At 73.3% G+C, this 25,941-nt stretch carries 24 protein-coding genes; 13 read left to right on the top strand and 11 right to left on the bottom strand.

Annotation, left to right across the window (positions count from 1 at the left end; all coding sequences use genetic code 11):
* Window positions 1-83 precede the first annotated feature (83 nt).
* Entirely contained in the window at window positions 84-2,978 is a 2,895-nt protein-coding gene (locus tag O7627_RS30235) for an adenylate/guanylate cyclase domain-containing protein (protein WP_278096853.1), read from the top strand.
* 31 nt (window positions 2,979-3,009) lie between these two features.
* On the opposite strand, the gene O7627_RS30230 is transcribed toward O7627_RS30235, so the two are convergent.
* Together O7627_RS30230 and O7627_RS30225 are read right to left on the bottom strand one after the other, a co-directional pair.
* Window positions 3,010-3,546, bottom strand: coding sequence for a phospholipase (locus tag O7627_RS30230; protein WP_278096852.1), 537 nt, complete (start codon window positions 3,544-3,546; stop codon window positions 3,010-3,012).
* 208 nt (window positions 3,547-3,754) lie between these two features.
* A complete protein-coding gene (locus tag O7627_RS30225) occupies window positions 3,755-5,365 on the bottom strand; it encodes a family 10 glycosylhydrolase (RefSeq protein ID WP_278096851.1) in 1,611 nt (536 codons plus the stop codon).
* Between the two features lie 210 nt (window positions 5,366-5,575).
* Between O7627_RS30225 and O7627_RS30220 the strand changes: the two genes are divergently transcribed.
* Together O7627_RS30220 and O7627_RS30215 are read left to right on the top strand one after the other, a co-directional pair.
* On the top strand, window positions 5,576-6,589 hold the full coding sequence (locus O7627_RS30220; protein ID WP_278096850.1) for a potassium channel family protein: 1,014 nt from the start codon (window positions 5,576-5,578) through the stop codon (window positions 6,587-6,589).
* A gap of 16 nt (window positions 6,590-6,605) precedes the next feature.
* Window positions 6,606-8,357 (top strand): sulfatase, encoded by a 1,752-nt coding sequence (locus tag O7627_RS30215; protein WP_278096849.1) that lies wholly within the window; start codon window positions 6,606-6,608, stop codon window positions 8,355-8,357.
* A 22-nt stretch (window positions 8,358-8,379) separates the two neighbouring features.
* On the opposite strand, the gene O7627_RS30210 is transcribed toward O7627_RS30215, so the two are convergent.
* Window positions 8,380-9,447: a 2-oxoacid:ferredoxin oxidoreductase subunit beta gene (locus O7627_RS30210; protein WP_278096848.1), complete on the bottom strand. Its 1,068-nt coding sequence runs from the start codon at window positions 9,445-9,447 to the stop codon at window positions 8,380-8,382.
* On the bottom strand, window positions 9,440-11,287 hold the full coding sequence (locus O7627_RS30205; RefSeq protein ID WP_278096847.1) for a 2-oxoacid:acceptor oxidoreductase subunit alpha: 1,848 nt from the start codon (window positions 11,285-11,287) through the stop codon (window positions 9,440-9,442). The genes O7627_RS30210 and O7627_RS30205 overlap by 8 nt, the downstream gene beginning before the upstream one ends.
* A 254-nt stretch (window positions 11,288-11,541) precedes the next feature.
* Between O7627_RS30205 and ndhC the strand changes: the two genes are divergently transcribed.
* Window positions 11,542-11,922, top strand: a complete 381-nt coding sequence (gene ndhC, locus O7627_RS30200) for an NADH-quinone oxidoreductase subunit A (protein WP_278096846.1) — start codon at window positions 11,542-11,544, stop codon at window positions 11,920-11,922.
* Window positions 11,923-11,963: 41 nt separating this feature from the next.
* On the opposite strand, the gene folP is transcribed toward ndhC, so the two are convergent.
* Window positions 11,964-12,833, bottom strand: coding sequence for a dihydropteroate synthase (folP, locus tag O7627_RS30195; RefSeq protein WP_278096845.1), 870 nt, complete (start codon window positions 12,831-12,833; stop codon window positions 11,964-11,966).
* 119 nt (window positions 12,834-12,952) lie between these two features.
* Here folP and O7627_RS30190 point away from each other — a divergent pair, with 119 nt between their 5' ends.
* From O7627_RS30190 to O7627_RS30175, 4 genes are read left to right on the top strand one after another with little or no spacing between them, the layout of a single operon-like run.
* Window positions 12,953-13,717 (top strand): DivIVA domain-containing protein, encoded by a 765-nt coding sequence (locus O7627_RS30190; RefSeq protein ID WP_278096844.1) that lies wholly within the window; start codon window positions 12,953-12,955, stop codon window positions 13,715-13,717.
* Window positions 13,714-14,268 carry an SRPBCC family protein gene (locus O7627_RS30185; RefSeq protein WP_278096843.1) on the top strand — a complete coding sequence of 185 codons (555 nt, stop codon included), beginning with the start codon at window positions 13,714-13,716 and terminating at the stop codon, window positions 14,266-14,268. The genes O7627_RS30190 and O7627_RS30185 overlap by 4 nt, the downstream gene beginning before the upstream one ends.
* 49 nt (window positions 14,269-14,317) lie before the next feature.
* Window positions 14,318-14,929: a DNA-3-methyladenine glycosylase I gene (locus tag O7627_RS30180; protein WP_278096842.1), complete on the top strand. Its 612-nt coding sequence runs from the start codon at window positions 14,318-14,320 to the stop codon at window positions 14,927-14,929.
* Window positions 14,930-14,986: 57 nt separating this feature from the next.
* A complete protein-coding gene (locus O7627_RS30175) occupies window positions 14,987-15,556 on the top strand; it encodes a hypothetical protein (RefSeq protein ID WP_278096841.1) in 570 nt (189 codons plus the stop codon).
* 4 nt (window positions 15,557-15,560) lie between these two features.
* Here O7627_RS30175 and O7627_RS30170 read toward each other — a convergent pair whose 3' ends face one another.
* Entirely contained in the window at window positions 15,561-16,352 is a 792-nt protein-coding gene (locus tag O7627_RS30170) for an enoyl-CoA hydratase-related protein (protein WP_278096840.1), read from the bottom strand.
* Window positions 16,349-17,173 carry a PaaX family transcriptional regulator C-terminal domain-containing protein gene (locus O7627_RS30165; RefSeq protein WP_278096839.1) on the bottom strand — a complete coding sequence of 275 codons (825 nt, stop codon included), beginning with the start codon at window positions 17,171-17,173 and terminating at the stop codon, window positions 16,349-16,351. The genes O7627_RS30170 and O7627_RS30165 overlap by 4 nt, the downstream gene beginning before the upstream one ends.
* A 184-nt stretch (window positions 17,174-17,357) precedes the next feature.
* Between O7627_RS30165 and O7627_RS30160 the strand changes: the two genes are divergently transcribed.
* Both O7627_RS30160 and O7627_RS30155 read left to right on the top strand, forming a co-directional pair.
* Window positions 17,358-17,525, top strand: a complete 168-nt coding sequence (locus O7627_RS30160; RefSeq protein WP_007455245.1) for a DUF3117 domain-containing protein — start codon at window positions 17,358-17,360, stop codon at window positions 17,523-17,525.
* A 248-nt stretch (window positions 17,526-17,773) separates the two neighbouring features.
* A complete protein-coding gene (locus O7627_RS30155) occupies window positions 17,774-19,345 on the top strand; it encodes a leucyl aminopeptidase family protein (protein ID WP_278096838.1) in 1,572 nt (523 codons plus the stop codon).
* A gap of 76 nt (window positions 19,346-19,421) precedes the next feature.
* Here the strand turns inward: O7627_RS30155 and O7627_RS30150 are convergent, their stop codons facing one another.
* Window positions 19,422-20,045 carry an O-methyltransferase gene (locus O7627_RS30150; RefSeq protein WP_278096837.1) on the bottom strand — a complete coding sequence of 208 codons (624 nt, stop codon included), beginning with the start codon at window positions 20,043-20,045 and terminating at the stop codon, window positions 19,422-19,424.
* 278 nt (window positions 20,046-20,323) lie between these two features.
* Between O7627_RS30150 and O7627_RS30145 the strand changes: the two genes are divergently transcribed.
* Complete coding sequence (locus O7627_RS30145) at window positions 20,324-21,640, top strand: trypsin-like peptidase domain-containing protein (RefSeq protein ID WP_278096836.1); 1,317 nt, start codon at window positions 20,324-20,326, stop codon at window positions 21,638-21,640.
* Window positions 21,641-21,739: 99 nt separating this feature from the next.
* A complete protein-coding gene (locus O7627_RS30140; RefSeq protein ID WP_278096835.1) occupies window positions 21,740-22,177 on the top strand; it encodes a preprotein translocase subunit TatB in 438 nt (145 codons plus the stop codon).
* Between the two features lie 28 nt (window positions 22,178-22,205).
* Here the strand turns inward: O7627_RS30140 and O7627_RS30135 are convergent, their stop codons facing one another.
* From O7627_RS30135 to O7627_RS30125, 3 genes are all read right to left on the bottom strand, one after another.
* Window positions 22,206-23,375 carry a P-loop NTPase gene (locus O7627_RS30135; RefSeq protein WP_278096834.1) on the bottom strand — a complete coding sequence of 390 codons (1,170 nt, stop codon included), beginning with the start codon at window positions 23,373-23,375 and terminating at the stop codon, window positions 22,206-22,208.
* 74 nt (window positions 23,376-23,449) lie between these two features.
* Window positions 23,450-24,073, bottom strand: a complete 624-nt coding sequence (locus O7627_RS30130; protein WP_278096833.1) for a DUF1003 domain-containing protein — start codon at window positions 24,071-24,073, stop codon at window positions 23,450-23,452.
* The gene (locus tag O7627_RS30125; RefSeq protein WP_278096832.1) at window positions 24,066-25,328 is read right to left on the bottom strand and encodes a CBS domain-containing protein; all 1,263 of its coding nucleotides are present in this window, start codon (window positions 25,326-25,328) and stop codon (window positions 24,066-24,068) included. The genes O7627_RS30130 and O7627_RS30125 overlap by 8 nt, the downstream gene beginning before the upstream one ends.
* 135 nt (window positions 25,329-25,463) lie before the next feature.
* Here O7627_RS30125 and O7627_RS30120 point away from each other — a divergent pair, with 135 nt between their 5' ends.
* Window positions 25,464-25,928, top strand: coding sequence for a hypothetical protein (locus tag O7627_RS30120; RefSeq protein WP_278098490.1), 465 nt, complete (start codon window positions 25,464-25,466; stop codon window positions 25,926-25,928).
* Window positions 25,929-25,941: the final 13 nt, after the last annotated feature.

The raw sequence follows: 25,941 nt of genomic DNA, 5'->3' as shown, positions 1-25,941 counted from the left end.
CGTCCCGTCCGTTCCTACGATGCGCCGGCCCGACGATTTGCGGCAGCATGAACCCGACTTCCAGGGGGCGGGAGGTTCCACGCATGTCGGCACGGACCCATCTGCCGAGCGGGCTGGTCACGTTCATGTTCACCGACATCGAGGGCTCCACCCGACTCGCCCAGATGCTCGGCTCGGGCTACCGACCGGTCCTCAGTGAGCACCGGCGGCTGCTCCGCGCCACCCTGGCCGCCAGCGACGGCACCGAGCTGTTCACCGAGGGCGACTCGTTCTTCATCGCCTTCGCCGAGGCGGCCGCCGCCCTGGACGCCTGCCTGGCCGCGCAGCGGGCGCTGGCCAGCCACGACTGGCCGACCCCGGAAGCCGCCCCCCGGGTCCGGATGGGGCTGCACACCGGACACGCCGTACCCCTGGCCGGCGAGTACGCCAGCGCCGAGGTGCACCGGGCGGCCCGGATCGCCGCCGCCGCCCACGGCGGCCAGGTGCTCTGCTCCGGCGCCACCGCCCGGCACGCCGCGCCGCTGCCGCCCGGCATGTCCCTGCTCGACCTCGGGCTGCACCGGCTGCGGGGCTTCGACGACCGGGAACGGCTGTTCCAGTTGATCGCGCCGGGGCTGGAACGCCAGTTCCCGCGCCCCCGGACCGCCGACGCCGTCCCGCACAACCTGCCGACCCAGGTGACCTCCTTCGTCGGCCGCCGCACCGAGCACGCCGAACTGGGCCGACTGGTGAGCGAGCACCGGCTGGTCAACGTGGTCGGGGCGGGCGGTGCCGGCAAGACCCGGCTCGCCGTGGAGCTGGCCGGCGGCGTGGTCGAGTCGTACCCGGACGGGGTCTGGTTCGTCGACGTCGCCACCGTGACCGATCCGGGGCTGGTGGCGTTCGCGATCGCGGCGGTGCTCGGGCTGCGGCCCGAACCGGGTCGCCCGATACTCGAGACGCTCGTCGAGTTCGCGGCCCCCCGGCGGATGCTGCTGGTGCTGGACACCTGCGACGCCCAGCCGCGCGCCTGCGCCGAGGTGCTCTCCCGGCTGCTCACCGGCGGCGCCGGGGTCCGGGTACTGGTCACCAGCCGGGAATCGCTCGGCCTGCCCGGCGAGGTGGTCTGGCGGATCCCGCCGCTGTCGGTGGAACCCGGGCCGGACGGCGGACCCAGCGACGCGATCGCCCTGTTGCTCGACCGGACCGTCGCGGCCCGCGGCGGGCAGCGCGCCACCGACGCGGAGTACGCGGCACTGCAGCGGGTGGTCACCCGGCTCGATGGGCTGCCGCTGGCGATCGAACTGGCCGCCGCCCGGCTGCGGGTCCTGTCGGCCAGCCAGCTCGCCGAGCGCCTCGACGACGTGCTCGGCGCGCTGGACGCCGGCCGGGAGGCACCCGACCAGGCGCCCGCCGGCCGGCGCTGGGTCGCCAACCAGCACGACACCGTGGACCTGGCCGCCGCCGCCCTCGGCACGGTCCGGACGCCGCCCGGCGCCCGGGCGGTCCAGCGATCCGCCCTGCAACGGCACGTGACCATGCAGGCCACGGTCACCTGGTCCTACCGCACCCTCGGCCCCCGCGCGGCCCGGCTGCTGCGCTGGCTGGCCGTCTTCTCCGGGCCGGTCGACCTGGCCACGGTGGAGTGGCTGCTCGACGACGACCCGCTCGACCCGCTCTCCGTGCTCGTCGACAAGTCGATGATCCAGGCCGAACCGAACGCCTCCGGCAGCACCTACCGGATGCTCGACCCGATCCGGGCGTACGCCGCCCGCCGGCTGGTCGACGCGGGCGAGGAACGCGGCGCCCGGGATCGACACGTCGCCTGGTCGCTGCACGCCCTGCAGCGGGCCTACCTCGGTCCGGACGAGCGGCCGGTGACGCTCTCGCTGTACGCCCTCGACCCGCTCGCCGACGAGGCCCGCGCCGCGCTGCGCTGGACGGCCACCGGCGGCAGCGCCCGGCGCGGGCTGCAGCTGGCCAGCGGCCTGGACGAGTGGTGGCGGGAGCGCGGGCTGGCCCGGGAGGGGCGGCTCTGGCTGTTCCGGCTCTACGGCCGGATCGCCGAGACCGGTGAGTCGATCCCGGAGGCGGAGCTGGCGGCGGCGTACCACATGCATTCGCTGCATGCCGGCGCGGACGGTGAGTTCGCCGAGGAGCTGCGGTTCTCCCAGCGGGCGGAGTCAGCGGCCCGGCAGGCCGGCGACGCCGGCCTGCTGGCCCGGGTGCTCGCCGGCCGGGCCGCGCCGCTCATCGACATGGGGCAGTTCGTCGAGGCCGAGCGGGTCTGCCGGGAGGTGATCGACTGGGCCCGGGAGAACCGGGTCGCCAGCGAGGCGCTGCTGGCCGTCTACAGCCTCGCCGAGCTGCTCTGGCGGCGGGGTGCGCTGGACGAGGCGGCGGACCTGCTCGGCGCGGCCCGTCCGGTGGAGGCGGCCCGCCCCACCGACCGGGGCAAACGGTCGGTGGACATGCTGCTCGGCATGGTCGCGCTGGCCCGCGGGGATCTGGTCGCCGCGCACGACCACCTGGTGGTCGCGCTGCGGTCCCGGATGAGCCACGGCTTCCACGGCCGGGCCTGTGACACGGTGAACGCGATCGCGGTGCGCTGCGCCCTCGGCGGCGATCCGGTCACCGCCACCCGGCTGTTCGGCGCCGCGCAGCTCACCCGCTCGGCGATGCGCTGTACGCCGGGTATGTTCGGCAGCTACTGGCTGGAGCAGCAGGCCGAGCTGCGGGCCACCCTGGGCGACGCCGCCTTCGACACCGCGTACGCCGAGGGTGCCGAGCTGAACCTGGAGGAGGCCGCGGCGGTGGCCCTCGGCGTGGAGCACCCCGACCTGGCGGCCGGCTCGATCCGGTTCGCCGCGGTCGACACCCCGACCCAGCGGTCCCGGGACCGGCGCGGCCCGGTCGACGAGACTGCGACGGTCGAGCTGCCCCGGCCGGTGATCTCCGACGCGCAGCGGGAGGCGCTCGACGGCTGGGAGCGGTCCTGACCGTGGCCCGGACCGCCCCCGCCGTGGTGGATCAACGTGCGGCGGCCGCCCGTCGTTCGGCGTCGGCCTTCATCTTGGCGGCGCGGTCCAGGTCGGCCTGGCTGACCGTCAGGTTTCCGAAGATGCGGACCGCCTGGTAGTAGGTCCAGGCCAGGCTGAGACAGGCCGGCCGGACCACCGCGTTGTAGGTGGCGCAGGCCCGCTTGAGGTCCTCGTAGAAGGCGCTGTCCAGGCGGGGCTTGTTGGCGGAGAACCGGCTCATCTCCTTGTAGTTGCGGTACCCGAAGTCGTGCCGGTAGCAGGAGAGGGTGAAGTTGAACCCGAGCGGGTTGTCGGGGCTCGACGAGCAGTAGTCCGTCGACCAGTTGAAGTTGTACTCGGCCCAGGGGCCGCGGTTGGTGCGGGCCGCGTTCCAGGAGTTGTAGCTGCTGGCACTGGTCTGGGTCCAGCTCGACAGGACGGAGAGCTTCTGGGCCGTGGTCACCGCGGCGGCCGGGGTGGCGACGCCGAGAACGGTGATCAGGGCGAGCGCGGCGGCCGCCAGCAGGGTGGAGAGTCGACGGGGCACGGGTGGTTCACCTCCGAGACGGACTGACGACCGTTGTGCGGGCATCAGCCGGAAAAGCGATGGTTACCGGTGGGTACCGGAATGGTCACCAGTCTCGGGGAATCGGTGGGCAACGATCTCTAGTGAGCGTTAACTTTTGCCGACCTCCGTCGAAACAGGCGAATGCCCTTGCCCCGGCCGCCGGGTTGGCGGCCGGGGCCCGGAGTGGTCAGCGGACCGGTCGGGGCAGGCTCGGCGGACCCTCGTTGGCCAGCCGGTCCAGGCCGGTCACCAGGTAGGTGTAGCGGCGGCCCGGCACCGCCGAGGAGTCCAGGAACGAGCCACCGTCGCCCGTCCCGGCGACGGTGCCGACCAGATACCGGGCGTCGACGAGCAGGCAGCCGCCCGGCGGGTGGGCGCCGTCGACCCGGTACACCGCGTACCCGGTCGCGACGGCTGACGGCGGCGCCGGCCGGCGCCAGCTCAACCGGATGCCGTCGGCCTGCCGGGTGGCACCGAGCCGGGTCGGCATCAGCATCGGCAGGCGCGGCAGGTGCGGCATCGCGGGCACCAGGGCCGGCCGCGAATAGTGCGCCGCGGCGTACCGGTCCACCGCCCCGAGCCGGTTGGCGCGCACCTGCACGGCGCTGAAGTGCACGTTGCCGGCGACGGCGGGATGGGACCGGTTCAGGGCCAGGTGGCGGGACATCTCCTCCGGGTCCTGCCACTGCGCCGGCTGGGCGGGGTCACCGATCTTGTAGTCGGCCTGCCCGATGTAGAGCTGCACCCGGGTGCCGGCCACCACCTGCGCCCACCAGGGCACCAGGACGGCGTAGTCGGCGGTCGCGAAGCCGATGTGCCAGTACACCTGCGGCACGACGTAGTCGATCCACTGGTTGCGTACCCAGGACCGGGTGTCGGCGAAGTTCGCGTCCCACGACTGCAGGCCGCTGGTGGCCGAGCCGAGCGGGTCGGCGGACCGGTTGCGCCAGATGCCGAACGGACTGACCCCGAACTTCACCCACGGCTTGGCGGCCTTGATCCGGGCACCCAGCTCCTGGATGAGCAGGTCGACGTTGTGCCGCCGCCAGTCGGCCCGGCTGCCGAAACCGGCGCCGTACCGCGCGAACGCTTCCTGGTCGGGGAAGTCCTGGCCGGCCGCCGGGTAGGGGTAGAAGTAGTCGTCGAAGTGCACGCCGTCGATGTCGTAGCGGGTGACCGCGTCCATGATCGCGTTCTGCACGAACTGCCGGGCCGCCGGCACTCCCGGGTTGTAGTAGAGCCGCGATCCGGCGGCGTTGACCGGGTAGACCACCGCCCAGTCCGGGTTGGCCCGCAGCGGATGCCCGGGGGCCAGCAGGTTCAGGTTCGGCCCGGCGCCGTCCGGCATCGAGGCCCGGTACGGGTTGAACCAGGCGTGGAACTCCAGGCCGCGTTCGTGCGCGGCGTCGACCAGGTAGCCGAGCGGATCCCAGCCCGGGTGCTGCCCCCGGACCCCGGTGAGGTACTCCGACCAGGGCTCGTAGGACGACGCCCAGAAGGCGTCCGCGGTCGGTCGGACCTGCACGATCACCGCGTTGTGGTTGCGCCGCCGGGCCAGGTCCAGCCAGCCCCGGTACTCGGCCTGCTGGACGGCGATCCGATCCGGCGCGGTCAGGGAGGAGCGGCTCGGCCAGTCGATGTTGACCACCGAGGCGATCCACATCGCGCGAAACTGGCGTTTCGGCACGGCCGGGTCGGCGGCTGGACAGGCGACGGAGGCCACCGGCAGCGCGAACGGGACAGCGACCAGCAGGAGTACGACCATCAGGAAGGCGGAGCCGAGTCGATGAGTCCTCATCAGCGGCGTCCCTTCAGCAGACCCCCGGGGGACGGGGTGGGCGCGCGACGCGATGCGGGCGGATCCGCACCGGTAGGTCGACGGTCCACTACTAATCGTTACACTCCGACCGTCTCGGTCGCGTCATCCGAGCCGGCGGTCAACGTCCCCGGACAGCAGGGGCTATGTTGAGCACGTGCAGGTGGGCGAGATGGTGGAGCGTGACCCAGCGTGATTCATTTTCCCGCCGTACACCGGGGTCCGGCCCGGGCCCTGAGCCTGCGCCTCGCCGCCGCGCTGGGCCTGATCTTCTTCATCGTCGCGGTGGTCTACCTCGACCGGGAGGGCTACCGGGACAACAACGGTGACGGGCTCACCCTGCTGGACTGCTTCTACTACACGGTGGTCTCCCTCTCCACCACCGGCTACGGCGACATCGCGCCGGTGTCGGAGAACGCCCGGTTGGTGAACGTCCTGGTGATCACCCCGGCCCGGGTGCTGTTCCTGATCATCCTGGTCGGCACCACCCTCGAAGTCCTGACCGAGCAGTACCGGACCAACCTCCGCTTGACGCGGTGGAGGAAAACTGTGAAGGACCACGTCATCATCTGCGGCTACGGCACCAAGGGCCGCAGCGCCGTCTCCGCCCTGCTGGAGACCGGCTTCGACAAGTCCCGGATCCTCGTCGTCGAGCGGTCGGCGGCCGGGGTCCGGCAGGCGACCTCGGCCGGCCTCGTCGCGGTGGAGGGCTCGGCCACCCGCTCCTCGGTGCTCAACGAGGCCCACGTCCGCAACGCCAAGGCGGTGATCATCGCCACCGACAGCGACGAGGTCTCGGTCCTGGTCACCCTCACCGTCCGGCAGCTCACCGCCGGCAAGGTACGGATCATCGCCGCCGCCCGGGAGGCGGAGAACGCGCCGCTGCTCAAGCAGAGCGGCGCCCATCACGTCATCGTCTCGTCGGCCACCGCGGGCCGGCTGCTCGGGGTGTCGACGTCCGCGCCGCCGCTCATCGACGTGGTCGAGGATCTGCTCACTCCCGGACAGGGGATGGCGCTGGCGATGCGGTCGGCCGAGCGGCACGAGGTGGGGCTCTCGCCGCGCAAGCTGGAGACGCTGGTGATCGCCCTGGTCCGGCGCGGCAAGGTGGTCTCGCTGTCGGAGCCGTCGGCGGTCCGGATCGAGACCGGCGACATGCTGGTCTACGTCCGCGACGATCGGTCCCCGACCCCGGCCTCCGCCTGACGGGACGGAGGGCCTGGTGTCTCTGCTCACCCACCTGCGTCGGTTGCCGACCCAGGCCCGGCGCACCCCGCCCGGCGGCGCCGCCGTCGCGGGTGCGGCCGCCCCGGACGGGGCGGCCGGGGGCGATGGCGGCGCGGTAGACGCCGTCCCGGGCGGTGCCGGCGGTCGGCCGCGGCGGCGTCGACCGGTCGGGTCGACCGTGCTCGACGTGCTGGCCGGGCTGCTGGTCCTGCTCGTGTTCGTCACACCGAACCGGATCGACAGTCTGACCCCGTGGGCGTTCCTGCGGATTCCGGTGGACGGGCTGCTGCTCGTCGCCCTGCTGCTGATCCTGTCGGCGCGGCCGCGCCGGGTCGCGTCCGCCGTCATCGGTGTCGGCCTCGGCGTGCTCGGCATCGTGAAGATCGTCGACATGGGCTTCTACACGGTGCTCGACCGGCCGTTCGACCCGGTGCTGGACTGGATCCTCTTCGGCGCCGGTGCGGAGTTCCTCACCGGTTCGATCGGCCGGACCGGCACCGTCGGCGTGGCCGTCGCCGCCCTGCTGCTCGCCGTCGCGGTACTCGTTCTCGTGACGCTGTCGGTGCTGCGGCTGACCGGACTGCTGGTCCGGCACGAGCGGACGACCGCCCGCACCGTGGCGGTGTTCGCGGTGGTGAGCGTCGTGACCGCGGTGTTCGGCGTACCGGTCCTGCCGGAGGCTCCGGTCGGTGTGCTCGCCGTCGACCGGGCGTACGGGGTGTACGACGGGCTGCGGGACCGGGAGCGGTTCGCCGCGGAGGTGAAGATCGACGCCTTCCGGGACACCCCGGGCGACGAGTTGCTGACCGCCCTGCGCGGCAAGGACGTCATCATCGCCTTCGTGGAGAGCTACGGGCGGGACGCGGTGAGCGACCCGGAGTACGCCCCCCAGGTCGGCGCGGTGCTGGCGGACGGCGACCGCCGGCTGGCCGAGGCCGGATTCACCGGCCGCAGCGGCTTCCTCACCTCGCCGACCGCCGGCGGCAACAGTTGGCTCGCCCACGCCACGCTGATGTCCGGACTGTGGATCAACAACCAGCAGCGGTACGACAACCTGGTGGTAAGCGACCGGCTCACCCTCAACAGCGCCTTCCGGCGCGCCGACTGGCGGACCGTCGGCGTCATGCCGGGCATCACCCGGGCCTGGCCGGAGGGGGACTTCTACGGCTACCACCAGGTGTACGACTCCCGCAACCTCGGTTACCGCGGCCCCCGGTTCAACTTCTCGTCCATGCCCGACCAGTACACCCTCGCTGGTTTCCGGCAGGCCGAGTACACCGGGCCGGGAAAACCCCCGCTGATGGCGGAGATCGCGCTGCTCTCCAGCCACACGCCGTGGGCGCCGCTGCCCGAACTGATCGACTGGGCCGACGTCGGCGACGGCTCGGCGTTCGAGGGCATGCCGGAGACCGGCCGGTCGGTCGAGGAGGTCTGGTCGGACACCGCACAGGTACGCACCGAGTACCGCCGGGCCGTCGAGTACACCCTGCGCACCCTGATCTCGTACGTCGAGACCTACGGCGACGACGACCTGGTCCTGGTCTTCCTCGGCGACCACCAGCCGGCCCCGCTCATCACCGGCCCGCGGGCCAGTCGGGACGTGCCGATCAGCATCGTCGCGCGCGACCCGGCGGTGCTGGCGCGGACCGCCGGGTGGGGCTGGCAGGACGGCCTGATGCCGGGTCCGCAGGCACCGGTCTGGCGGATGGACACCTTCCGGGACCGGTTCCTGACCACGTTCTCCTGACCGGCTCCCGCCGGCGAGACAGCTACAGGATCGTCCAGGTGTCGCCGGAGTTGAGCAGGCCGGCGAGCTGCTCCTCCGGCGTACCGGTGGACTTGGCCTTGGCGGCGTCGAGCTGCGCCTGGATGGCGCTGTCGTAGGACGGCCGGTCGACTGACCGGAACACCCCGATCGGGGTGTTGCGCAGGTCGAAGCCGGGCAGCCGGGACAGCGCGAAGGCGTACGCGGGCTCGCTGACCGTCGCGTCGTGCACGACGATCTCCTCGGGCCGCACCGACGCGGTCTCCCGGACCTCCAGGCCGAAGCCGCCCGGCGGGTGGACCACGCAGAACTGCCCGTCCCGGCCGCCGACCTGGCTGTTCGGGTGGCCGGTCGCGCCGAAGACGATCGGCTCCCCGTGCTCCAACCGGATCAGGTAGTCGTCGCGGGTCTGCGGGTCCTTGAGCTGCTCGAACGCGCCGTCGTTGAAGATGTTGCAGTTCTGGTAGATCTCCACGAACGCGGAGCCCTCGTGCTCGGCGGCGGCCCGCAGCACCGACTGCAGGTGCTTGCGGTCGGAGTCGATGGTCCGGGCGACGAAGGTCGCCTCGGCGCCCAGCGCCAGCGAGAGCGGGTTGAACGGAGCGTCCGCCGAGCCGACCGGAGTCGACTTGGTGATCTTGCCGACCTCGGAGGTGGGGGAGTACTGCCCCTTGGTCAGACCGTAGATCCGGTTGTTGAAGAGCAGGATCTTGAAGTTGACGTTGCGGCGCAGCGCGTGGATCAGGTGGTTGCCGCCGATCGAGAGCGCGTCGCCGTCACCGGTGACCACCCAGACCGACAGGTCCGGCCGGGAGACCGACAGGCCGGTGGCGATCGCCGGGGCGCGGCCGTGGATCGAGTGCAGCCCGTAGGTGTTCATGTAGTACGGGAACCGCGACGAGCAGCCGATGCCGGAGACGAAGACGATCCGCTCCCGGGGGATCTGCAGCTCCGGCATGAAGGACTGCACCGCCGCGAGGATGGCGTAGTCGCCACAACCGGGGCACCAGCGCACCTCCTGGTCGGACTTGAAGTCCTTCGCGGTGAGCTTGACGGCGACGGGCTCAGGCATTCTTGACGACCTCTTCCAGCATGGTCTCCAGCTCCGCGGCGGTGAACGGCAGGCCGCGGACCTGGTTGTATCCGATCGCGTCGACCAGGTAGCGGGCCCGGATGACGTGGCCGAGCTGACCGAGGTTCATCTCCGGGATCACCACCTTGTCGTAGGAGGCGAGCACCTCGCCGAGGTTGGCCGGCAGCGGCGCCAGGTGGCGCAGGTGCGCCTGGGCCACCGGCAGGCCACGCTGGCGCAACCCCCGGCAGGCGGCGCCGATCGGGCCGTAGGTGGAGCCCCAACCGAGCACCAGCAGCCGGGCGTCCCCGTCGGGATCCTCGACCTCGACGTCGGGCACCGGGATCGACTCGATCCGGGCCGCCCGGGTCCGCACCATGAAATCGTGGTTCGCCGGGTCGTACGAGATGTCGCCGGTCTTGTCGGCCTTCTCCAGGCCGCCGATCCGGTGCTCCAGGCCGGCGGTGCCGGGGATCGCCCACGGCCGGGCCAGCGTCTGCGGGTCGCGAAGGTACGGCAGGAAGGTGCTGCCGTCCTCGCTGTTGGGCGCGGTGGCGAACTCGACCCGCAGGTCCGGCAGGGAGTCGACCTCCGGCAGCAGCCACGGCTCGGAGCCGTTGGCCACGTAGTTGTCCGACAGCAGCAGCACCGGCGTGCGGTAGGTGAGCGCGATCCGGGCCGCCTCGATGGCGGCGTGGAAGCAGTCCGACGGCGAGCGGGGTGCCACCACCGCCACCGGCGCCTCCCCGTGCCGGCCGAACAGCGCCATGTTCAGGTCGGCCTGCTCGGTCTTGGTCGGCATCCCGGTGGACGGGCCGGCCCGCTGCACGTCGACGATGACCAGCGGCAGCTCCAGCGCGACGGCCAGCGAGATGGTCTCGCCCTTGAGCGCGACCCCCGGTCCGCTGGTGGTGGTCACCCCCAGCGCGCCGCCGTACGCCGCGCCCAGCGCCGCGCCGATCGCGGCGATCTCGTCCTCGGCCTGCATGGTGGTCACGCCGAACCGCTTGTGCTTGCTCAGTTCGTGCAGGATGTCCGAGGCCGGCGTGATCGGGTACGCGCCCAGGAAGACCGGCAGCCGCGACCGTACCCCGGCGGCCACCAACCCGAGCGAGAGCGCGGCGTTGCCGGTGATGTTGCGGTAGGTGCCGGCCGGCATCTTGGCCGGCTTGACCTCGTACCGGACGCCGAAGTCCTCGGTCGTCTCGCCGAAGTTCCAGCCCGCCTTGAAGGCGGCCGTGTTGGCGGCGACCAGCTCCGGCCGGGTGGCGAACTTGCGCTCCAGGAACCGGATCGTCGAGCCGTACGGGCGGGAGTACATCCAGGAGAGCAGGCCGAGGGCGAACATGTTCTTGGCCCGCTCGGCGTCCTTCTTCGACACCGCGAACTCGGCGAGCGCGCCCACCGTCATCGAGGTCAGCGCGACCGGGTGCAGGACGTAGCCGTCCAGCGAACCGTCCTCCAGCGGGCTCACCTGGTAGCCCACCTTGGCCAGGTTGCGCCGGGTGAACTCGTCGGTGTTGACGATGATGTCGGCGCCGCGCGGCAGGTCCGCCAGGTTCGCCTTCAGTGCGGCCGGGTTCATCGCCACCAGGACGTTCGGTGCGTCGCCCGGGGTGAGGATGTCGTAGTCGGCGAAGTGCACCTGGAAGCTGGAGACCCCGGGCAGGGTGCCGGCCGGCGCCCTGATCTCCGCGGGGAAGTTCGGCAGGGTCGAGATGTCGTTGCCGAGCTGTGCGGTTTCCGAGGTGAACCGATCACCGGTGAGCTGCATGCCGTCGCCGGAGTCACCAGCGAACCGGATTACCACCCGATCCAGCTGCCGGACCTGCTTGGTCACGCCCATACCTCGCTTCGCTGCGCTCCGTAGGACCAGCTCCGTAGGGCCCGCTGCGTCCGATCTCAGTCATTCACCAAGAGCCTACGTCGAATCCTTAGGTAATCCTTCCCCGACGTCCGCCCGATGGGACGCTGAATCATCCGGTTTCAGCATTACTTATGGGCACAAATCCTGCTGAGGTAAGCGAGATCACGGTGCCGTCCCGACCGGGCGGCCGGGCCGGTTCACCGCGACCGGACGGGTAGGCTCCGGCCATGAGCGGGTACCTGGGGTCGTACGCGACACTCGGCCTGCTGCTGATCGTCAGCGTGCTCTTCTTCGTGGTGGCCTTCACCGCCAACCGGCTGCTCCGGCCGGCCCGGCCGGCCGACCCGGTGGGCAAACGGGCCAGCTACGAGTGCGGGCTCGATCCGGTCGGCGGCGACTGGGCGCAGGCGCAGATCCGGTACTACGTCTACGCCTACCTCTACGTGCTCTTCGCGGTCGAGGCGGTCTTCCTGTTCCCGTGGGCGGTGGTGTTCGACCGGCCCGGCTTCGGGATCGTGACGGTCGTCGAGATGGCGATCTTCGTGGCCGTGCTCGCGCTCGGCATCCTCTACGCCTGGCGCAAGAACATCCTGCGCTGGACCGGCTGACGGTCCCGCCGCGACCGCTGCCGGCCGGCGTCCGCGGCGGCTCAGGCCAGCGCCCGCCGGGACACGGCGGGCGGCCGGTCGCCCCGGATCGAGGCGACCATGTCCAGCGCCTGCCGGGTCTGCCGGACCTGGTGCGCCCGGAAGACCCGGGCGCCCAGCCAGGCCGAGACGGCGGTGGTGGCCAGCGTGCCCGGCAGCCGTTCGCCGACCGGCAGATCCAGCGTCTCGCCGATGAAATCCTTGTTCGACACGGCCACCAGCACCGGCCAACCCGTCGCGACCAGCTCACCGAGCCGGCGGGTGAGCTCCAGCGAATGCCGGGTGTTCTTGCCGAAGTCGTGCGTCGGATCGACCAGAATGCCGTCCGGGCGTACCCCGAGGCGCACCGCCCGCTCGGCGAGCCCGGTGACGGTTTCCACCACGTCGACCACCACGTCGTCGAAGGCGGCCCGGTGCGGCCGGGTACGCGGCCGCAGGCCGCCGGTGTGCGCGCAGACCAGCCCGGCGCCGGTCCGCGCGGCGACCGCCGCCAGCTCCGGGTCGGCGCCGCTCCAGGTGTCGTTGATCAGGTCGGCGCCGGCCGCGACGGCCTCGACGGCGACCGCCGCCCGCCAGGTGTCGATCGAGATCACCACCTCCGGGAAGGCGGCCCGGACCGCGGCGATGGTGGGCACCGTCCGGCGGATCTCCTCGGCGGCGTCCACCGGGTCGCCGGGACCGGCCTTGACCCCGCCGATGTCGATGATGTCGGCACCGTCGGCGACGGCGGTCTCGACCGCCCGCAGCGCGCTGTCGGCGGCGAACGTCGCACCCCGGTCGAAGAACGAGTCGGGGGTCCGGTTGACGATCGCCATCAGCGCCGGTTCGCCGGGCGCGAAGCCGCGCCGGCCCAGTCGCAGCTCTCCGGCCATCGCCACCCCTCCCGCCTGTCGGGAACCGACGCTAGCCGGCCGGGGCCGGGACCGGCCCGGAGGGAGCCGACCGGGGTGGCGGGGTCGCCCGCCGGCGTCCGCCATGCCACGATCGGTCTATGGGTCAGTTTCTGCTACTCCTGGTCGTGGCGTTGACCGTCGCGGCGGTCGTGTTCGGTGTGACGGTGCTGGCGACCGGCAACGATCCGGGCCTGGCGCCCGCCGAGCCGGACGGACGTGCGGTGCCGTTGCCGGTCACCCGGCCACTGGTCGAGGCCGATGTCTCCCAGGTCCGGTTCGACACGACGGTACGGGGGTATCGAATGGCCCAGGTCGACCAGGCGCTGCGCCGCGCCGCGTACGACATCGGGTACAAGGACGAGCTGATCGGCGTACTGGAGGCGGAGGTCACCGCGTTGCGGGAGGGACGTCCGGCCGACGCGGACGCGTTGCGCCGGGCCAGGCAGGCGGCCCTGGTGCCGGCGGCGACGGCCGCCGGCCCGGAGTCCGCCGGTCCGGCTGACCCCGGCCCGGAGTCCGCTGGTCCGGCCGGCGCTGACGCCGGCTCGGCGGACCCTGGTCCGGCCGGCGCTGCTCGGGACCGGTCGGGCGACGTCGCGGCGACGGCCGACCCGAACGGGGCCGAGCCGGCCGACCCGGGCACGGCGAGCCCGGCCGGGCCGGTGGCCGGCGGCGAGGACGCCGTCGACCCGCGAGCCGCCGCCCCAGGGACCGGCGGCTCCGCGGCACCGACCGCCTCGCCCGGCGCCGATCAGGCCGGGAACGCGGTCGAGCCGAGCGCCGACAGGCAACCGGCCGCCGAGGCGAGCCAGCCGGACCAGTCCGACCAGGCGCGGGGCCCGGTCCCGTCGGAGCGAGCATGAGCGACCCCGGATCCGGCTGGACCGGTGAGCCCGGCGCCGGCCGGTCCGACGCCACGGCCGAGGGCCGGGGCGGGGAGCGGCTGCGGGCGGCGGCCCAGCCAGGGGCCGGCGAGGTCACCGCGACGGTGATCGTCAACGCCGCCGCCGACCGGGTGTTCGCCGGCTTCACCGCCTGGGAACGGCAGGGGGAGTGGATTCCGTTCACCCGGGTCCGGGTGGTCCAGGGCGACGGCGGCGAGGGCAGCCTGGTCGAGGCCGTCACGGCGGTCGGACCGGCGGTGCTCCGCGACGAGATGCGGGTGGTCCGGCTGGACCCGCCGTACGAGGTGCGGGTGGTGCACTGCGGTTCGGTGCTGCGCGGTCCGGGGGTGCTGCGCTGCACCCAGATGGACCGGGAGCGGACGCAGGTGGTCTGGCACGAGTGGTTCCACCTGCCCGGTGGCGCGGCCGGACGGGTCGCCTGGCCGGTGCTCTGGCCCGGCTCGAAGTTCAGCCTCACCCAGGCGCTGAAGCGGTTCGCCCGGCTGGTCGAGCGGGGCCGACTGCCCTGATCCGTCCGGCCCGGCCGGGTTGTCGGTGGGCTGGCCTAGCGTGTGGGTCGTGACGGACCTGGTGATCGGCGCCGACGGGTTGTCCCGGTGCGCCTGGGGGGCGAGCACTCCCGACTACGCGGCCTACCACGACGAGGAGTGGGGCCGGCCGCTGCACGGCGACGACGCCCTGTTCGAGCGGCTCACCCTGGAGGCGTTCCAGTCCGGCCTCTCCTGGCTGACCATCCTGCGCAAGCGACCGGCCTTCCGGGTGGCGTTCGACCAGTTCCGGATCCCGACCGTGGCCGGCTACCGGGAGGCGGAGGTGGCCCGGCTGATGGCCGACGCCGGCATCGTCCGCAACCGCGCCAAGATCGAAGCCGCGATCGCGAACGCGCGCGCCGCGCTGGAACTGCCGGGCGGGCTGGCCGCCCTGCTCTGGAGCTTCGCCCCGCCGCCGCGGGCGACCCGGTTGCCGGACTTCGCCGCGGTACCGGCCAGCACCGTCGAGTCGACGGCGATGGCCAAGGCGCTCAAGCGGCACGGTTTCCGCTTCGTGGGCCCCACCACCGCGTACGCGTTGATGCAGGCGACCGGGATGGTCGACGACCACCTGGCCGGGTGCCACGTGCCGCCGCCGGCCACCGCGTCGCGGCCGGCGGCCGGGGTCGTGATGGGATAGCCCCATGAATGGTTCGGGGCGGACAGCAGCGTCCGGGCGGGTTGTGGAGGACCGGGCGTGAGCGCGTGGGCGGTGGTCATCCCGAGTGGGCGGTTCGAGGCGGAACGGCTGTTCCACCACGACAACCTGGAGCTGACCGGGATCTCCGACCGGCACCGGCCGGCGCCCGGGGACGAGGTCCTGGTGGTCCGCGACGACCAGGAGCGACCGCTCGTGGTCGCGTTGGGCCGGGTGGGTGCGGGCGTACCGCAGCGGGCCGGCGCGGCACCCGGGTCGGTCCGGGACCAGCTGGTGGTGACCTACACCCGCCGGGCGTTCGACGAGCCGGCGCCCGCCGACGCGCTCGCCCTCGACGGGCCGGTGACGCCGGTCGACCCGGCCACCTACCGCGAGCTGGCCGGCCGGGTCGGACCCCCCGCCGACCGGCGGACCTACCTGGTCAGCCTCGACCTGCCGATCGAGGCGTCGTCCCGGGCCGAGGCGGTCCGGCTCTTCTGGTCGTACGTCCGCGAGCTGGGTCCGCGGGAGCTGCCCACCTACGTCTGGCCGAGCGGGGACGAGCTGGCCATGCAGGCGTTCGTGCTGGGCGCCGAGGCGAACCAGGACCCCGAAGAGGACGACGACTGAGCCGTCAACGGCCCTCGAAGACCGCCTTCCGCTTGGCCACGAACGCCTCCGTCGCGGCCCGGTGATCGGCGGTGGCGCCGCAGATGCGCTGCGCGTGCGCCTCCGCGGCCAGCGCGTCGGCGAGGGTGCCGGCGGCGCCGATGGACAACTGGCGCTTGATCGCGCCGTACGCCACCGTCGGCCCGGCGGCCAGCCGGGCGGCCAGCGCCTGGGCTGCCGGCAGCACCTCCTCGTCGTCGTCGAGCAGCTGGTTGAGCAGGCCGAGCCGGTGCGCCTCGGCGGCCGGCACCGGCTCGGCGAGCAGCAGCAGCTCGATCGCCTTGGCGTGCCCGACCAGCCGGGGCAGCGTCCAGGAGGCCCCGGTGTCGGCGGCCAGTCCGACCTTGGCGAAGGCCATCAGGAAGCTGGTCTTCGGCCCGCCGATCCGCAGGTCGGCGAGGAGGGCCAGCGAGGCGCCGGCACCGGCGGCCATGCCGCGGACGGCCGCGACCACCGGCATGGGCAGGTGCGCCAACCGGGCGGCGATCGGGTTGTAGTGGTCGCGGACGGTGGCCAGCGGATCGCTGTCGCCGGTCGCCAGCGTGCGTACGTGCTCCTGGAGGTCCTGGCCGGCGCAGAAGGCCCGGCCGGCCCCGGTCAGCACCACGGCCCGGCAGGAGCGGTCGGTCTCCAGGCCGGCCAGGGCGTCCCGCAGCGCCTCCTTGAGGGCCACGTCGAGCGAGTTCATCGACTCCGGCCGGTTGAGGGTCAGGGTGACCACGGGTCCGGTGCGGTCGACGAGCAGTGGCTCGGTCACGGTTGGCCCTTCTGTCGTACGGCGGCTTTGGTGCCGGCCTCCAGGCACTGCTCGACGTAGCGGTCGGCGGCCGGCCGGAGTCGGGCGGCGTGCCGGTCGAAGAAGGCCGCCGCGGCGGTACCCGGCCACCGTTCGGGCAGCAGCGCCGGCGGGAGCTGTGGATCCTGGAACAGGAATGTCCGCCAGGCGTGCACCAGCCGGAACCGGGCGGCGTAGGCCGCCTCGTCCCCGCTGCGCACCGTGATGCCGGACAGCAGCGGCCGCTGCTCGCTGACGAACCGCTCGTAGGCCTGGCCGATGGCGTCCAGATCCCAGGCCCGGCGGACCACCGCCATCGCGCCCGGGGTGCCGGCGGCGTGGGTGGCGGTGAATCGCTCGTAGCGTACGCCGGCCTCGGTGAGCAGGGAGTCGATCTCCTCACCCGGCCGGGTGGCGACCCAGGTCTGCTCGTCCAACGTCCCATAGCCGAGGAAGGCGAGGTTTGCGGCGAGACGTTGGCGTTCGCGGCGGTTGCCGGCTGCCTCCAGTACGATCAGATCGAACCTGCCGTCCCACCCGATCTTGCCCGTTCGGTAGATTCTGGCTGCCGCCTCGTCCAGCCTGCGGGCGGCTTTAGGGGTGAGCAGATAGCCCGGTCCGCTGTTCAGCCGGAGTGGGTGCAACCACCCCTGGCGGACCATCCGGGAGACCGCGGTGCGCACCGCCGGAGGCGCGATCCCGAGCGGAGAAAGCAGTTTGACCAGGGCAGCCACCGGCGCGCGACCACCCCGGGACCGGAGGTGGTCGCCGAAGAGGTCGAAGAGGGCCGACCGTGCCTGCATGACCGCACATTGTGACAGCCCTTCTCAAGATATGCTAGATGCTGTTACATCAATACTGGTTCGGTTTGGGTCCGGCGGTGTTCATCAGGGAAAATCGTGGGTCGGCACCGCGAGCCTGCGCGGTGAGTGGCGAATTTGGATGTGGGGCAACCCACCGACCCTGGTGAGTCTGAGGGGAGACAAGATGGCGGCGATGAAGCCGCGGACGGGCGACGGTCCGCTGGAAGTCACCAAGGAGGGCCGGGGCATCGTCATGCGGGTTCCGCTGGAAGGTGGTGGCCGGCTCGTCGTTGAGATGACTCCCGACGAGGCCAACGCGCTCGGTGACGCGCTGAAGGCCGCCGCCGGCTGAGTGGTTGACGAGTTCCGACGGCTGGTCGCTTCCGGATCGTCCGTCAGACCTGGGCCATCGGCATCGCCGATGGCCCAGGTTCGTCGCCGCGCACCCGGCCGGCCCACGAGCGGCACCTCCCGCGCCACCGGCCGGTCCACGGACACCTGCCGCGTCAGCGGCCGGCCGCCGCACGAGAACCGCCCCCACCGGACCACCCCGCACACCGCGGGGCGGCCCGCCGACAAACCCCTGGAGGTACGGTCCCGGTGCTGGACATCCGCCTGGTAACCGGGCCCATCGACGACACCGCCGCGCTCGCGCTCCCGGTCCGACCCGCCGGTCCCGCCGCTGCGACCGATCCCGCGGCCGGGGCCGACGCTGCAGACGGCTCCGCGTCGGAGGCCGATGCCGCGGCCGGCCGGGGCGACGGCCGGCTGGTCCCGACCGCGCTGGCGGTCCCGGCCGAGCTGTTGGCCGAGGCGGGCGCGCTGGTGCCGCTCGTGCCGCACCACGGCACCGCCGGTAAGGTCCATCTGGCGCTGCGGCCGGCGAGCGAGCCGAACCGGCTGCTGCTGTTCGGCATCGGGGCCGGCGACGAGGCCGGTTGGCGGGCGGCCGGCGCCGGCCTGGCCCGGGCCGCCGCCCGGGAGATCTCGATCACTATCGGCCTGCCGGCCGACCCGCCCGCCGAGGCGGTCCGGGGCCTGGCGGAAGGGCTCTGGCTGGCGTCGTACCGGTTCCGGGCGCCGGCCGGCCCCGGCGACCCGGCGGCGGCCGGCGAAGCCGAGCCGGCATCCGGCCGGCTGGCCGAGGTGGCGTTGGTGGTGGCCGACCCGGCGGCACACGGCCCGGCGCTGGCCGAGGCGCGGGCGGTGACCGAGGCCACCCGGTTCGCCCGCGACCTGACGAACACCCCATCGTCGGTGAAGACACCGGCCTGGCTGGCCGAGCAGATCGTGACCGCCGCGGCCGGCCGGGACGGCCTGACCGTCACCGTCCGGGGGCCGGACGAGCTGGCCGAGGCGGGCTTCGGCGGCATGCTCGCGGTCGGCGGCGGCTCGGCGCACGGTCCCCGCCTGGTCGAGTGCGGATGGTCGCCGGCCGATGCCCGGACCCACGTGGTGCTGGTCGGCAAGGGCATCACCTTCGACACCGGCGGCATCTCGATCAAGCCCACCGGTGCGATGAAGCTGATGCGCAAGGACATGGGCGGCGCCGCCGCGGTGCTGGCCGCGACGATCGGCGCCGCCGCGCTGCGGCTACCGGTCCGGATCACCGCCCTGGCGCCGCTGGCCGAGAACATGGTCAGCGGCTCGGCGTACCGGCCGGGCGACGTGATCCGCCACTACGGCGGCCTGACCAGCGAGAGCACCAACACCGACGCGGAGGGGCGGCTGGTGCTGGCCGACGCCCTCGCGTACGCGGTCGACCGCCTGGCGCCGGACCTGCTGGTCGACCTGGCCACCCTCACCGGCGCCAACGCGGTCGCCCTCGGCAAGCGCACCGCCGCCCTCTACGCCGAGAACGACGACCTGGCCGCCGCCCTGCTGGCCGCCGCCGCCAGCACCGGCGAACGCGCCTGGCGGCTGCCGCTCCCCGGCGACTACGTGGAATACCTCGGCAGCGAGGTGGCCGACCTCTACAGCGCGCCGAACCAGGGCGGCGGATCGATCCTGGCCGCGCTCTACCTGCGGGAGTTCGCCGGCGACCTGCGGGACCGGTGGGCGCACATCGACATGTCGGCGCCGTCCTGGGCCGACGGCGACGACGCCGAACTGGTCAAGGGCGCCACCGGCTGGGGCGTACGCATCCTGCTCCGCTGGCTGGCGACCCTCTGAGCCGGCGTGGCCCGCTGAGCCGGCGTGGTGCCTGGGGCTGGCGCTTCCGCGCCGGCCTGGCGTCCCTGGCCGGCCGTCAGCGTTTGACGGCGGCCAGCAACCCGTCGCCGGCCGGCAACAGCGCCGGGATCCACTCGTCCGCCTCGCGGATCGCCTTGACCACCTCGCGGACGGCGACGGTCTCCACGTCCCGGGCGGCCGGATCGGCGATCCGGCCGTGCGCCAGCGCACCGCCGACCGCGAGCACCCCGCCCGGCCGCAGCAGCCGCTGGGCGGCGTCCACGCAGCCCCGGTACTCGGTCACGTCGGAATCGACGAAGATCATGTCGTACACCCCGTCGGCCAACCGGGGGAGCACGTCGAGCGCCCGGCCGGTGATGATCCGGGTCCGACCGGCCGGAAATCCGGCCTGCTGGAAGATCCGGCGGGCGATCCGCTGATGCTCGGACTCCACGTCGATGCTGGTGAGTACGCCGTCCGGCCGCATCCCCCGGAGCAGCCACAGCCCGCTGACGCCCGTCCCGGTGCCGATCTCCACCACCGCCCGGGCGCTGCCGGCGGCGGCCAGCAGCCGCAGCGCGGCCCCGGCCGCGGGCGTCACCGCGTCCAGGCCCACCTCGATGGCGAGGGCCCGCGCGGTACGCAGCACCACATCCTCGGCTACGTACGCCTCGGCGAACTGGAGTGCCTGGGCCGTCATCGGGCTGACTGGCCGGGCGACCGTGGCGATGGGACACCTCCGGATGAGCGACGGGGGACCACTGGTGGCTATGAGCCTAGATGCGCCCACCACCGATCGGCAGGGGCGTACCCCCGGGGGCCGGCGGGGGTGCCGCCGGTTGCCAGCGGGCCAACGGCTGTTTGCTCCGGACATCCGTGCAATCCTGGATGTGGATACCCGGACGCCCCGGCCGGAGGTTTGTCACCGCCGTCGGCGCAGCGGCGCCGGCTTCCGGGACGGACTGGGAGGCACCGAACGTGACGGACGGCTGGAACTGGCGCCAGCCCGACGGGACCCCGACCGCGGCTTCGCCGCCGTCGGTGGGACCGGCGGCGCGGACCCCGATCGGGTCCGACGACCGGACCCCCTCACCCTGGTGGTCCGACGCGTTGCGCGACCCGTGGCGAGACCCCCGTACGCCGATGGCGGTCGTGGTGCAGGCCCCGCCGCCCGCCGACCGGGTCGGCCCCGAGCCGGTCGTCGATCCGGACTCCGTGCCGAGCCGCGGTCTGACCCCGCTCCTGCTGGTCTCGCTGATCAGCGCCCTGCTCGCCGGTGCGTTGGGCGGCGCCCTCGGGTACGCCTTCGCGGTCAACAGCCCGGGCGGCGGGACCCTGCTCGGCCAGTCCGGCGGCGAGGTGCCGGCGGTGGCGCAGCGGCCGGCCGACTCGCTGGCCGGCGTGGCCGAACGCCTGCTGCCGAGTGTCGTGACGGTGCGGGTGCCCGGTGGCGGCGGCGGTGGTTCGAGCATCGGCTCCGGCTTCGTGGCCACCTCGGACGGCTACGTGATCACCAACGACCACGTGGTGGAGGCCAGTTCCGGCTCGGCCACGGTGGTCTTCAACGACGGGTCCAGCGCCGCCGCGACGCTCGTCGGCAAGGATCCCGAGTCGGACATCGCGGTCATCAAGGTCGCCCGGACCGGACTGGTGCCGGTCGAGTTCGGCGATTCCGACACGATCGCGGTGGGCGACCCGGTGCTGGCGTTCGGCACCCCGCTCGCGCTCGCCAACACGGTCACCTCCGGCATCGTCAGCGCGCTGGACCGGACCATCCGGGTGGGTGAGCCGGGCGGCCAGGTGCGCTACTACGCGGCGATCCAGACCGACGCCGCCGTCAACCAGGGCAACTCCGGTGGTCCGCTCGTCGACGGCGCCGGCCGGGTGGTCGGCGTCAACTCGGTGATCCAGTCGCTGGCCGCGGACGAGGAGACGGCCGGCAACATCGGGCTGGCCTTCGCCATCCCGATCAACCACGCCAAACGGGTCACCCAGGAGATCATCGACACCGGCAAGGCCCGGCGTACGGTGATCGGCGCCCAGGTCGGCGGTCCCGGCAGCGGCACCACCGGCGGGGTCCGGCTCGCCACCGTCGAACCGGACGGCCCGGCCGAGGGTGGCGGCCTGCGGGCCGGTGACGTGGTGCTGCGGCTCGACGGCCGGCAACTGGAGCAGCCGAGCGACCTGATCGCCCTGGTCCGCAAGTATGCGCCCGGTTCGGTGGTGACGGTGGAGTACCGCCGGGGTGCGGCCACCCAGACCGCCTCGGTCACCCTCGCCGCCGACGCGCAGTGATCTGACTCACTGCCGCCGGCCGGGTCCGCCGATCGCCCCCTCCCGCCGGGGCGGCCCGGGTGCGTACTCTTGCCGAGGAAGAGGGCGAGGAGGCAACCGGTGTTCGAGAACCTCAACTGGTGGGAGATCGGCGCGCTGCTGCTCCTCGCGCTGCTGATCTTCGGCGATCGGCTGCCGAACGTGATCAACGACGGGCTGCGGATGGTTCGCAACCTGCGCAACATGGCCCGCAACGCCACCGGTGACCTCAGCCGTGAGCTGGGCACCGACATTCAGCTCGAGGACCTGCACCCGAAGGCGTTCATCCGCAAGCACCTGCTCAGCGAGGAGGACGAGGAGGCGCTGCGCAAACCGCTCCGGGGCGCGTACGAGGACCTGCGCTCGGACCTCACGGGCGTGCACAACGAGCTGAAGGACGTCGCCTCGGCCGCGGACGTGCGGACGGCGGCCCGCCCGAGCGGCACCGGAACGACGACCACGCCCGGCAACGCCAGCCCCGCCCCGGCCCAGCGCTCGGTCGACTTCGACGCCACCTGACCGCCGCCCGAGGTTGGGGGGTCGGCCCTCAGCGGCCGGCGGGACGCAGGCCGAGCGGCTTGCCGAGCAGTGACTCGCGCCGGATGGCCAGCCGGTCGGCGACCGCGATCAGGGCCTGGGCGGCCGGTGTCCGCGGCGCGGCGAGCACGATCGGCGTGCCGGCGTCGCCCGCCTCCCGGACCCCGGTGTCGAGCGGGACCTGGCCCAGCAGCGGCACCTGGGCGCCGACCGTGCGGGTCAGCGACTCGGCGACCGTGGCGCCGCCCCCGGCGCCGAAGATCTCCATCCGGTTGCCGTCGGGCAGCTCCAGCCAGGACATGTTCTCCACCACGCCGACCAGCCGCTGATGGGTCTGCAGGGCGATCCCGCCGGCCCGCTCGGCGACCTCGGCGGCGGCGGCCTGCGGGGTGGTGACCACCAGGATCTCCGCGTTCGGCAGCAGCTGGGCCAGGGAGATCGCCACATCGCCGGTGCCGGGCGGCAGGTCGAGCAGGAGGACGTCGAGCTCCCCCCAGTACACGTCGGCCAGGAACTGCTGCAGGGCACGGTGCAGCATCGGGCCGCGCCAGACCACGGCGGCGTTCCCGGCGGTGAACATCCCGATCGAGATCACCTTCACGCCGTGCGCCTGCGGCGGCATGATCATCTCTTCGACCCGGGTCGGCCGGGCCTCGGTGCCCAGCATCCGGGGCACCGAGTGGCCGTAGATGTCGGCGTCCACCACGCCCACCGACAGGCCCTTCGCGGCCAGCGCGGCGGCCAGGTTGACCGTGACGCTCGACTTGCCCACCCCGCCCTTGCCGCTGGCCACCGCGTACACCCGGGTCCGGGAGCCGGGTTGGGCGAACGGGATGACCGGCTCGGCGCTGGCGCCGCCACCGCGCAGGCTCGCCTGCAGTGACTGGCGCTGCTCCTGGGTCATCACCCCGAACTCGATCTCGACGGCGGTGACGCCCGGCACGGCCCCGACCGCGGCGGTGATGTCGGTGCGCAGTTTGTCCTTCAGTGGGCAGCCCGCGACGGTGAGCAGCAGCTCCACCCGGACCGTGCCGTTGGCGGCGAGCACCGCGGACCGGACCATGCCGAGTTCCGTGACCGGCCGGCGGATCTCCGGGTCGTCGACGGTGGCCAGCGCCGCCTGGATGGCGTCCTCGGTGGCGCTGGCGGAGGCGGCTTCGCGAACGGGTGGAGCAGACATGGTGGCCATGCTACGTCGCGTGCCGGGTGCGCCGGGTGACGGCGGCGGCGGGTGTGAGCCAGTCGCCCTTCACCTCAGTCCCCGTCGACCTCGTCCCGGGGTTCCTCGTCGCCCGGTCGGGCGCCGGGGTGACCGTCGGCGGCCGAGCCCGGCCGGGCGGGCTGCAGGGTCCGCTCGATCTCCCGGCGGTAGTCCCGGCGGTCCAGGCGCTGCCGGCGTTGGGCCTGCTCGTCCAGCTCCTCCACCAACCGGGCCAGCTCGTTGCGGACGAAGTCGCGAGTGGCCACGTCGCCGAGCGCGATCCGCAGGGCGGCGATCTCCCGGGCCAGGTACTCGGTGTCGGCCTTCTGCATGGTGGCCCGCCGGCGGTCCTCCTCCATGGCGAGCCGGTCCCGGTCGGCCTGCCGGTTCTGGGCGAGCAGGATCAGCGGCGCGGCGTAGGACGCCTGCAGGGACAGCACCAGGGTGAGGAAGGTGAAGGTATAGGGGTCGAACTGCATCGACGGCGGCGCGAGCGAGTTCCAGCCCAGCCAGAGCGCGATGAGCACGGTCATGTAGACGAGGAACTTGGCCGTGCCCATGTAACGGGCGATCCCTTCGGACCACCGGCCGAAGGCCTCCGGGTCGAACCGGGGCAGCCGGATCCGCTGCGGTTCGCGCGGCTGGTCCAGGCGGGGGACGCGACGCGGCTCAGCCATCTGTGCTCCCCACCGGTGCGTCGCGGTCCCGCCAGTCGGCGGGAAGCGTTTGGTCCAGCACGTCGTCGACGGTGACCGCGCCGAGCAGCCGGTTCGTGGCGTCCACCACCGGCATCGCCACCAGGTCGTAGGTGGCCATCCGGCGGGTGATCTCCGGCAGCGGGGTGCCCGGCTGCAGCGGGTCGATGTCGTTCACGACCACCCCGCCGACCAGCTCCGCCGGGGGTTCGCGCAGCAGCCGCTGGAAGTGCACCATGCCGAGGTAGCGGCCGGTCGGGGTGGCCAGCGGCGCCCGCGCCACGAAGACCTGGGCGGCCACCGCCGGGGAGAGCTGCGGCTCCCGGATGCGGGCCAACGCCTCGGCCACCGTGGCGTCCGGCGGCAGGATGATCGGCTCGCTGGTCATCACGCTGCCGGCCGTGCCGGGCTTGTACTTGAGCAGTTGCCGGACCGGGTCCGCCTCGTCCGGCTCCATCAGGTCCAGCAGCACCTCCTGCTCCGGTGGCGGGAGCTCGCTGAGCAGGTCGGCCGCGTCGTCCGGGTCCATCTCCTCCAGGACGTCGGCGGCCCGTTCCCGGCCGAGCGCGGTGAGGATCTCCACCTGGTCGCGCTCCGGCAACTCGCCCAGCACGTCTGCGAGCCGTTCGTCGTCGAGCGCGGCGGCCACCTCGTCCCGCCGCCGGTCGGGCAGGTCCTGCAGGGCGTTGGCCAGGTCCGCCGCCCGCATCCCCTCCAGCACCGCGAGCAGGTTCGCCGTACCCCGGGTCTCGGAGAGGCCGATCAGGCCGCGGGCCTTCTCCCACTCCAGCTGGTGGAGGTGGCCCCGCCGGCTGAGCCGGCCGGTCTGCTCGCGGACCGCGACCCGGGTCAGCGTCCACTCACCGTTGCGGTTGGTCTCCATCGCGACGTCCACCACCGTGCCCGGCCGGCCGTTCGACTCGATCTGGACCCGGCGGTCGAGCAGGTCGGCCAGGACCAGCAGCTCGTTGGGCCGCTTCTCGAACCGGCGCAGGTTGAGCGTGCCGGTGCCGAGCACCACCGACTCGGCGTCGATCGAGGTGATCCGGTTGATGGACAGGAAGATCCGCCGGCGCATCGGCATCTCGGCCACCAGCCCGACCACCTGCGGTGGCCGGGTGACCGTGGTACGCAGCCGGGCCACCGCGTCGCGAACCCGGCCGACCTGGTCACCGTTGGGGTCGAAGACGGTGAGCCCGGCGAGGCGGGCGATGTAGACCCGGTTCGGAGTCGTCACCGGCCCAGCCTATGCGGCCCGGCAGCGCCGGTAGGCAACCGTCGGGCCGCCCGGTCCGGCGCGAGGTGAGGCAGGATACGAGGGGTGACCGACGAGGTAGCCGAGAGCACGCCCGCCCCGCTGGTGGCCGAGGCGATGAAGAAGGCGGCGATCGCCTGGGTGGCGGTCGCCGACGGACCGGCCGTCGGCCTGTGGTGCGTACCGCTGGACGGGGCGCTCTACGTGGCCAGTGGCCCGGGTGAGCAGGCCGCGCCGGGACTGGCCGAGGCGAGCACCGCGACCGTGACGCTGCGCGGGGACCATGGCGGCCGGATCGTCACCTGGCGGGCGGAGGTCCGTCGGGTGGAGCCCGGCAGCCAGCTGTGGACCGAGGCGGCCCCGCTGGTCGCGGCCAAGCGCCTGAACGCGCCCGGGTCCGCGGCCGAGCTGGTCGAGCGGTGGGCCGCGGAGTGCGTACTCAGTCGGTTGGTGCCGGTGGACGCGCCGCTGGCCGCCGGTGCCACGCTGCCCGACGACTCGCTCGCGGAACCGCCCCGACCGACCGGTGCGGTCCGCCGGCCCCGCAACCCGTTCCGGCTGCACCGGGTCCGCCGGCGGTGACCGGCCGACCCGG

Source organism: Solwaraspora sp. WMMD1047 (assembly GCF_029626155.1).
GTDB lineage: Bacteria > Actinomycetota > Actinomycetes > Mycobacteriales > Micromonosporaceae > WMMD1047.
This window is presented reverse-complemented; position numbering and strand designations above follow the sequence as displayed.

Excerpts from the sequence above, each read along its gene's own strand:
- O7627_RS30235 (WP_278096853.1), top strand. The coding sequence starts at position 84 with ATGTCGGCACGGACCCATCTGCCGAGCGGGCTGGTCACGTTCATGTTC.
- O7627_RS30225 (WP_278096851.1), bottom strand. The coding sequence starts at position 5,365 with ATGAGGACTCATCGACTCGGCTCCGCCTTCCTGATGGTCGTACTCCTG.
- O7627_RS30210 (WP_278096848.1), bottom strand. The coding sequence starts at position 9,447 with ATGCCTGAGCCCGTCGCCGTCAAGCTCACCGCGAAGGACTTCAAGTCC.
- ndhC (WP_278096846.1), top strand. The coding sequence starts at position 11,542 with ATGAGCGGGTACCTGGGGTCGTACGCGACACTCGGCCTGCTGCTGATC.
- folP (WP_278096845.1), bottom strand. The coding sequence starts at position 12,833 with ATGGCCGGAGAGCTGCGACTGGGCCGGCGCGGCTTCGCGCCCGGCGAA.
- O7627_RS30190 (WP_278096844.1), top strand. The coding sequence starts at position 12,953 with ATGGGTCAGTTTCTGCTACTCCTGGTCGTGGCGTTGACCGTCGCGGCG.
- O7627_RS30185 (WP_278096843.1), top strand. The coding sequence starts at position 13,714 with ATGAGCGACCCCGGATCCGGCTGGACCGGTGAGCCCGGCGCCGGCCGG.
- O7627_RS30165 (WP_278096839.1), bottom strand. The coding sequence starts at position 17,173 with ATGCAGGCACGGTCGGCCCTCTTCGACCTCTTCGGCGACCACCTCCGG.
- O7627_RS30160 (WP_007455245.1), top strand. The coding sequence starts at position 17,358 with ATGGCGGCGATGAAGCCGCGGACGGGCGACGGTCCGCTGGAAGTCACC.
- O7627_RS30150 (WP_278096837.1), bottom strand. The coding sequence starts at position 20,045 with ATGACGGCCCAGGCACTCCAGTTCGCCGAGGCGTACGTAGCCGAGGAT.
- O7627_RS30135 (WP_278096834.1), bottom strand. The coding sequence starts at position 23,375 with ATGTCTGCTCCACCCGTTCGCGAAGCCGCCTCCGCCAGCGCCACCGAG.
- O7627_RS30130 (WP_278096833.1), bottom strand. The coding sequence starts at position 24,073 with ATGGCTGAGCCGCGTCGCGTCCCCCGCCTGGACCAGCCGCGCGAACCG.
- O7627_RS30120 (WP_278098490.1), top strand. The coding sequence starts at position 25,464 with ATGAAGAAGGCGGCGATCGCCTGGGTGGCGGTCGCCGACGGACCGGCC.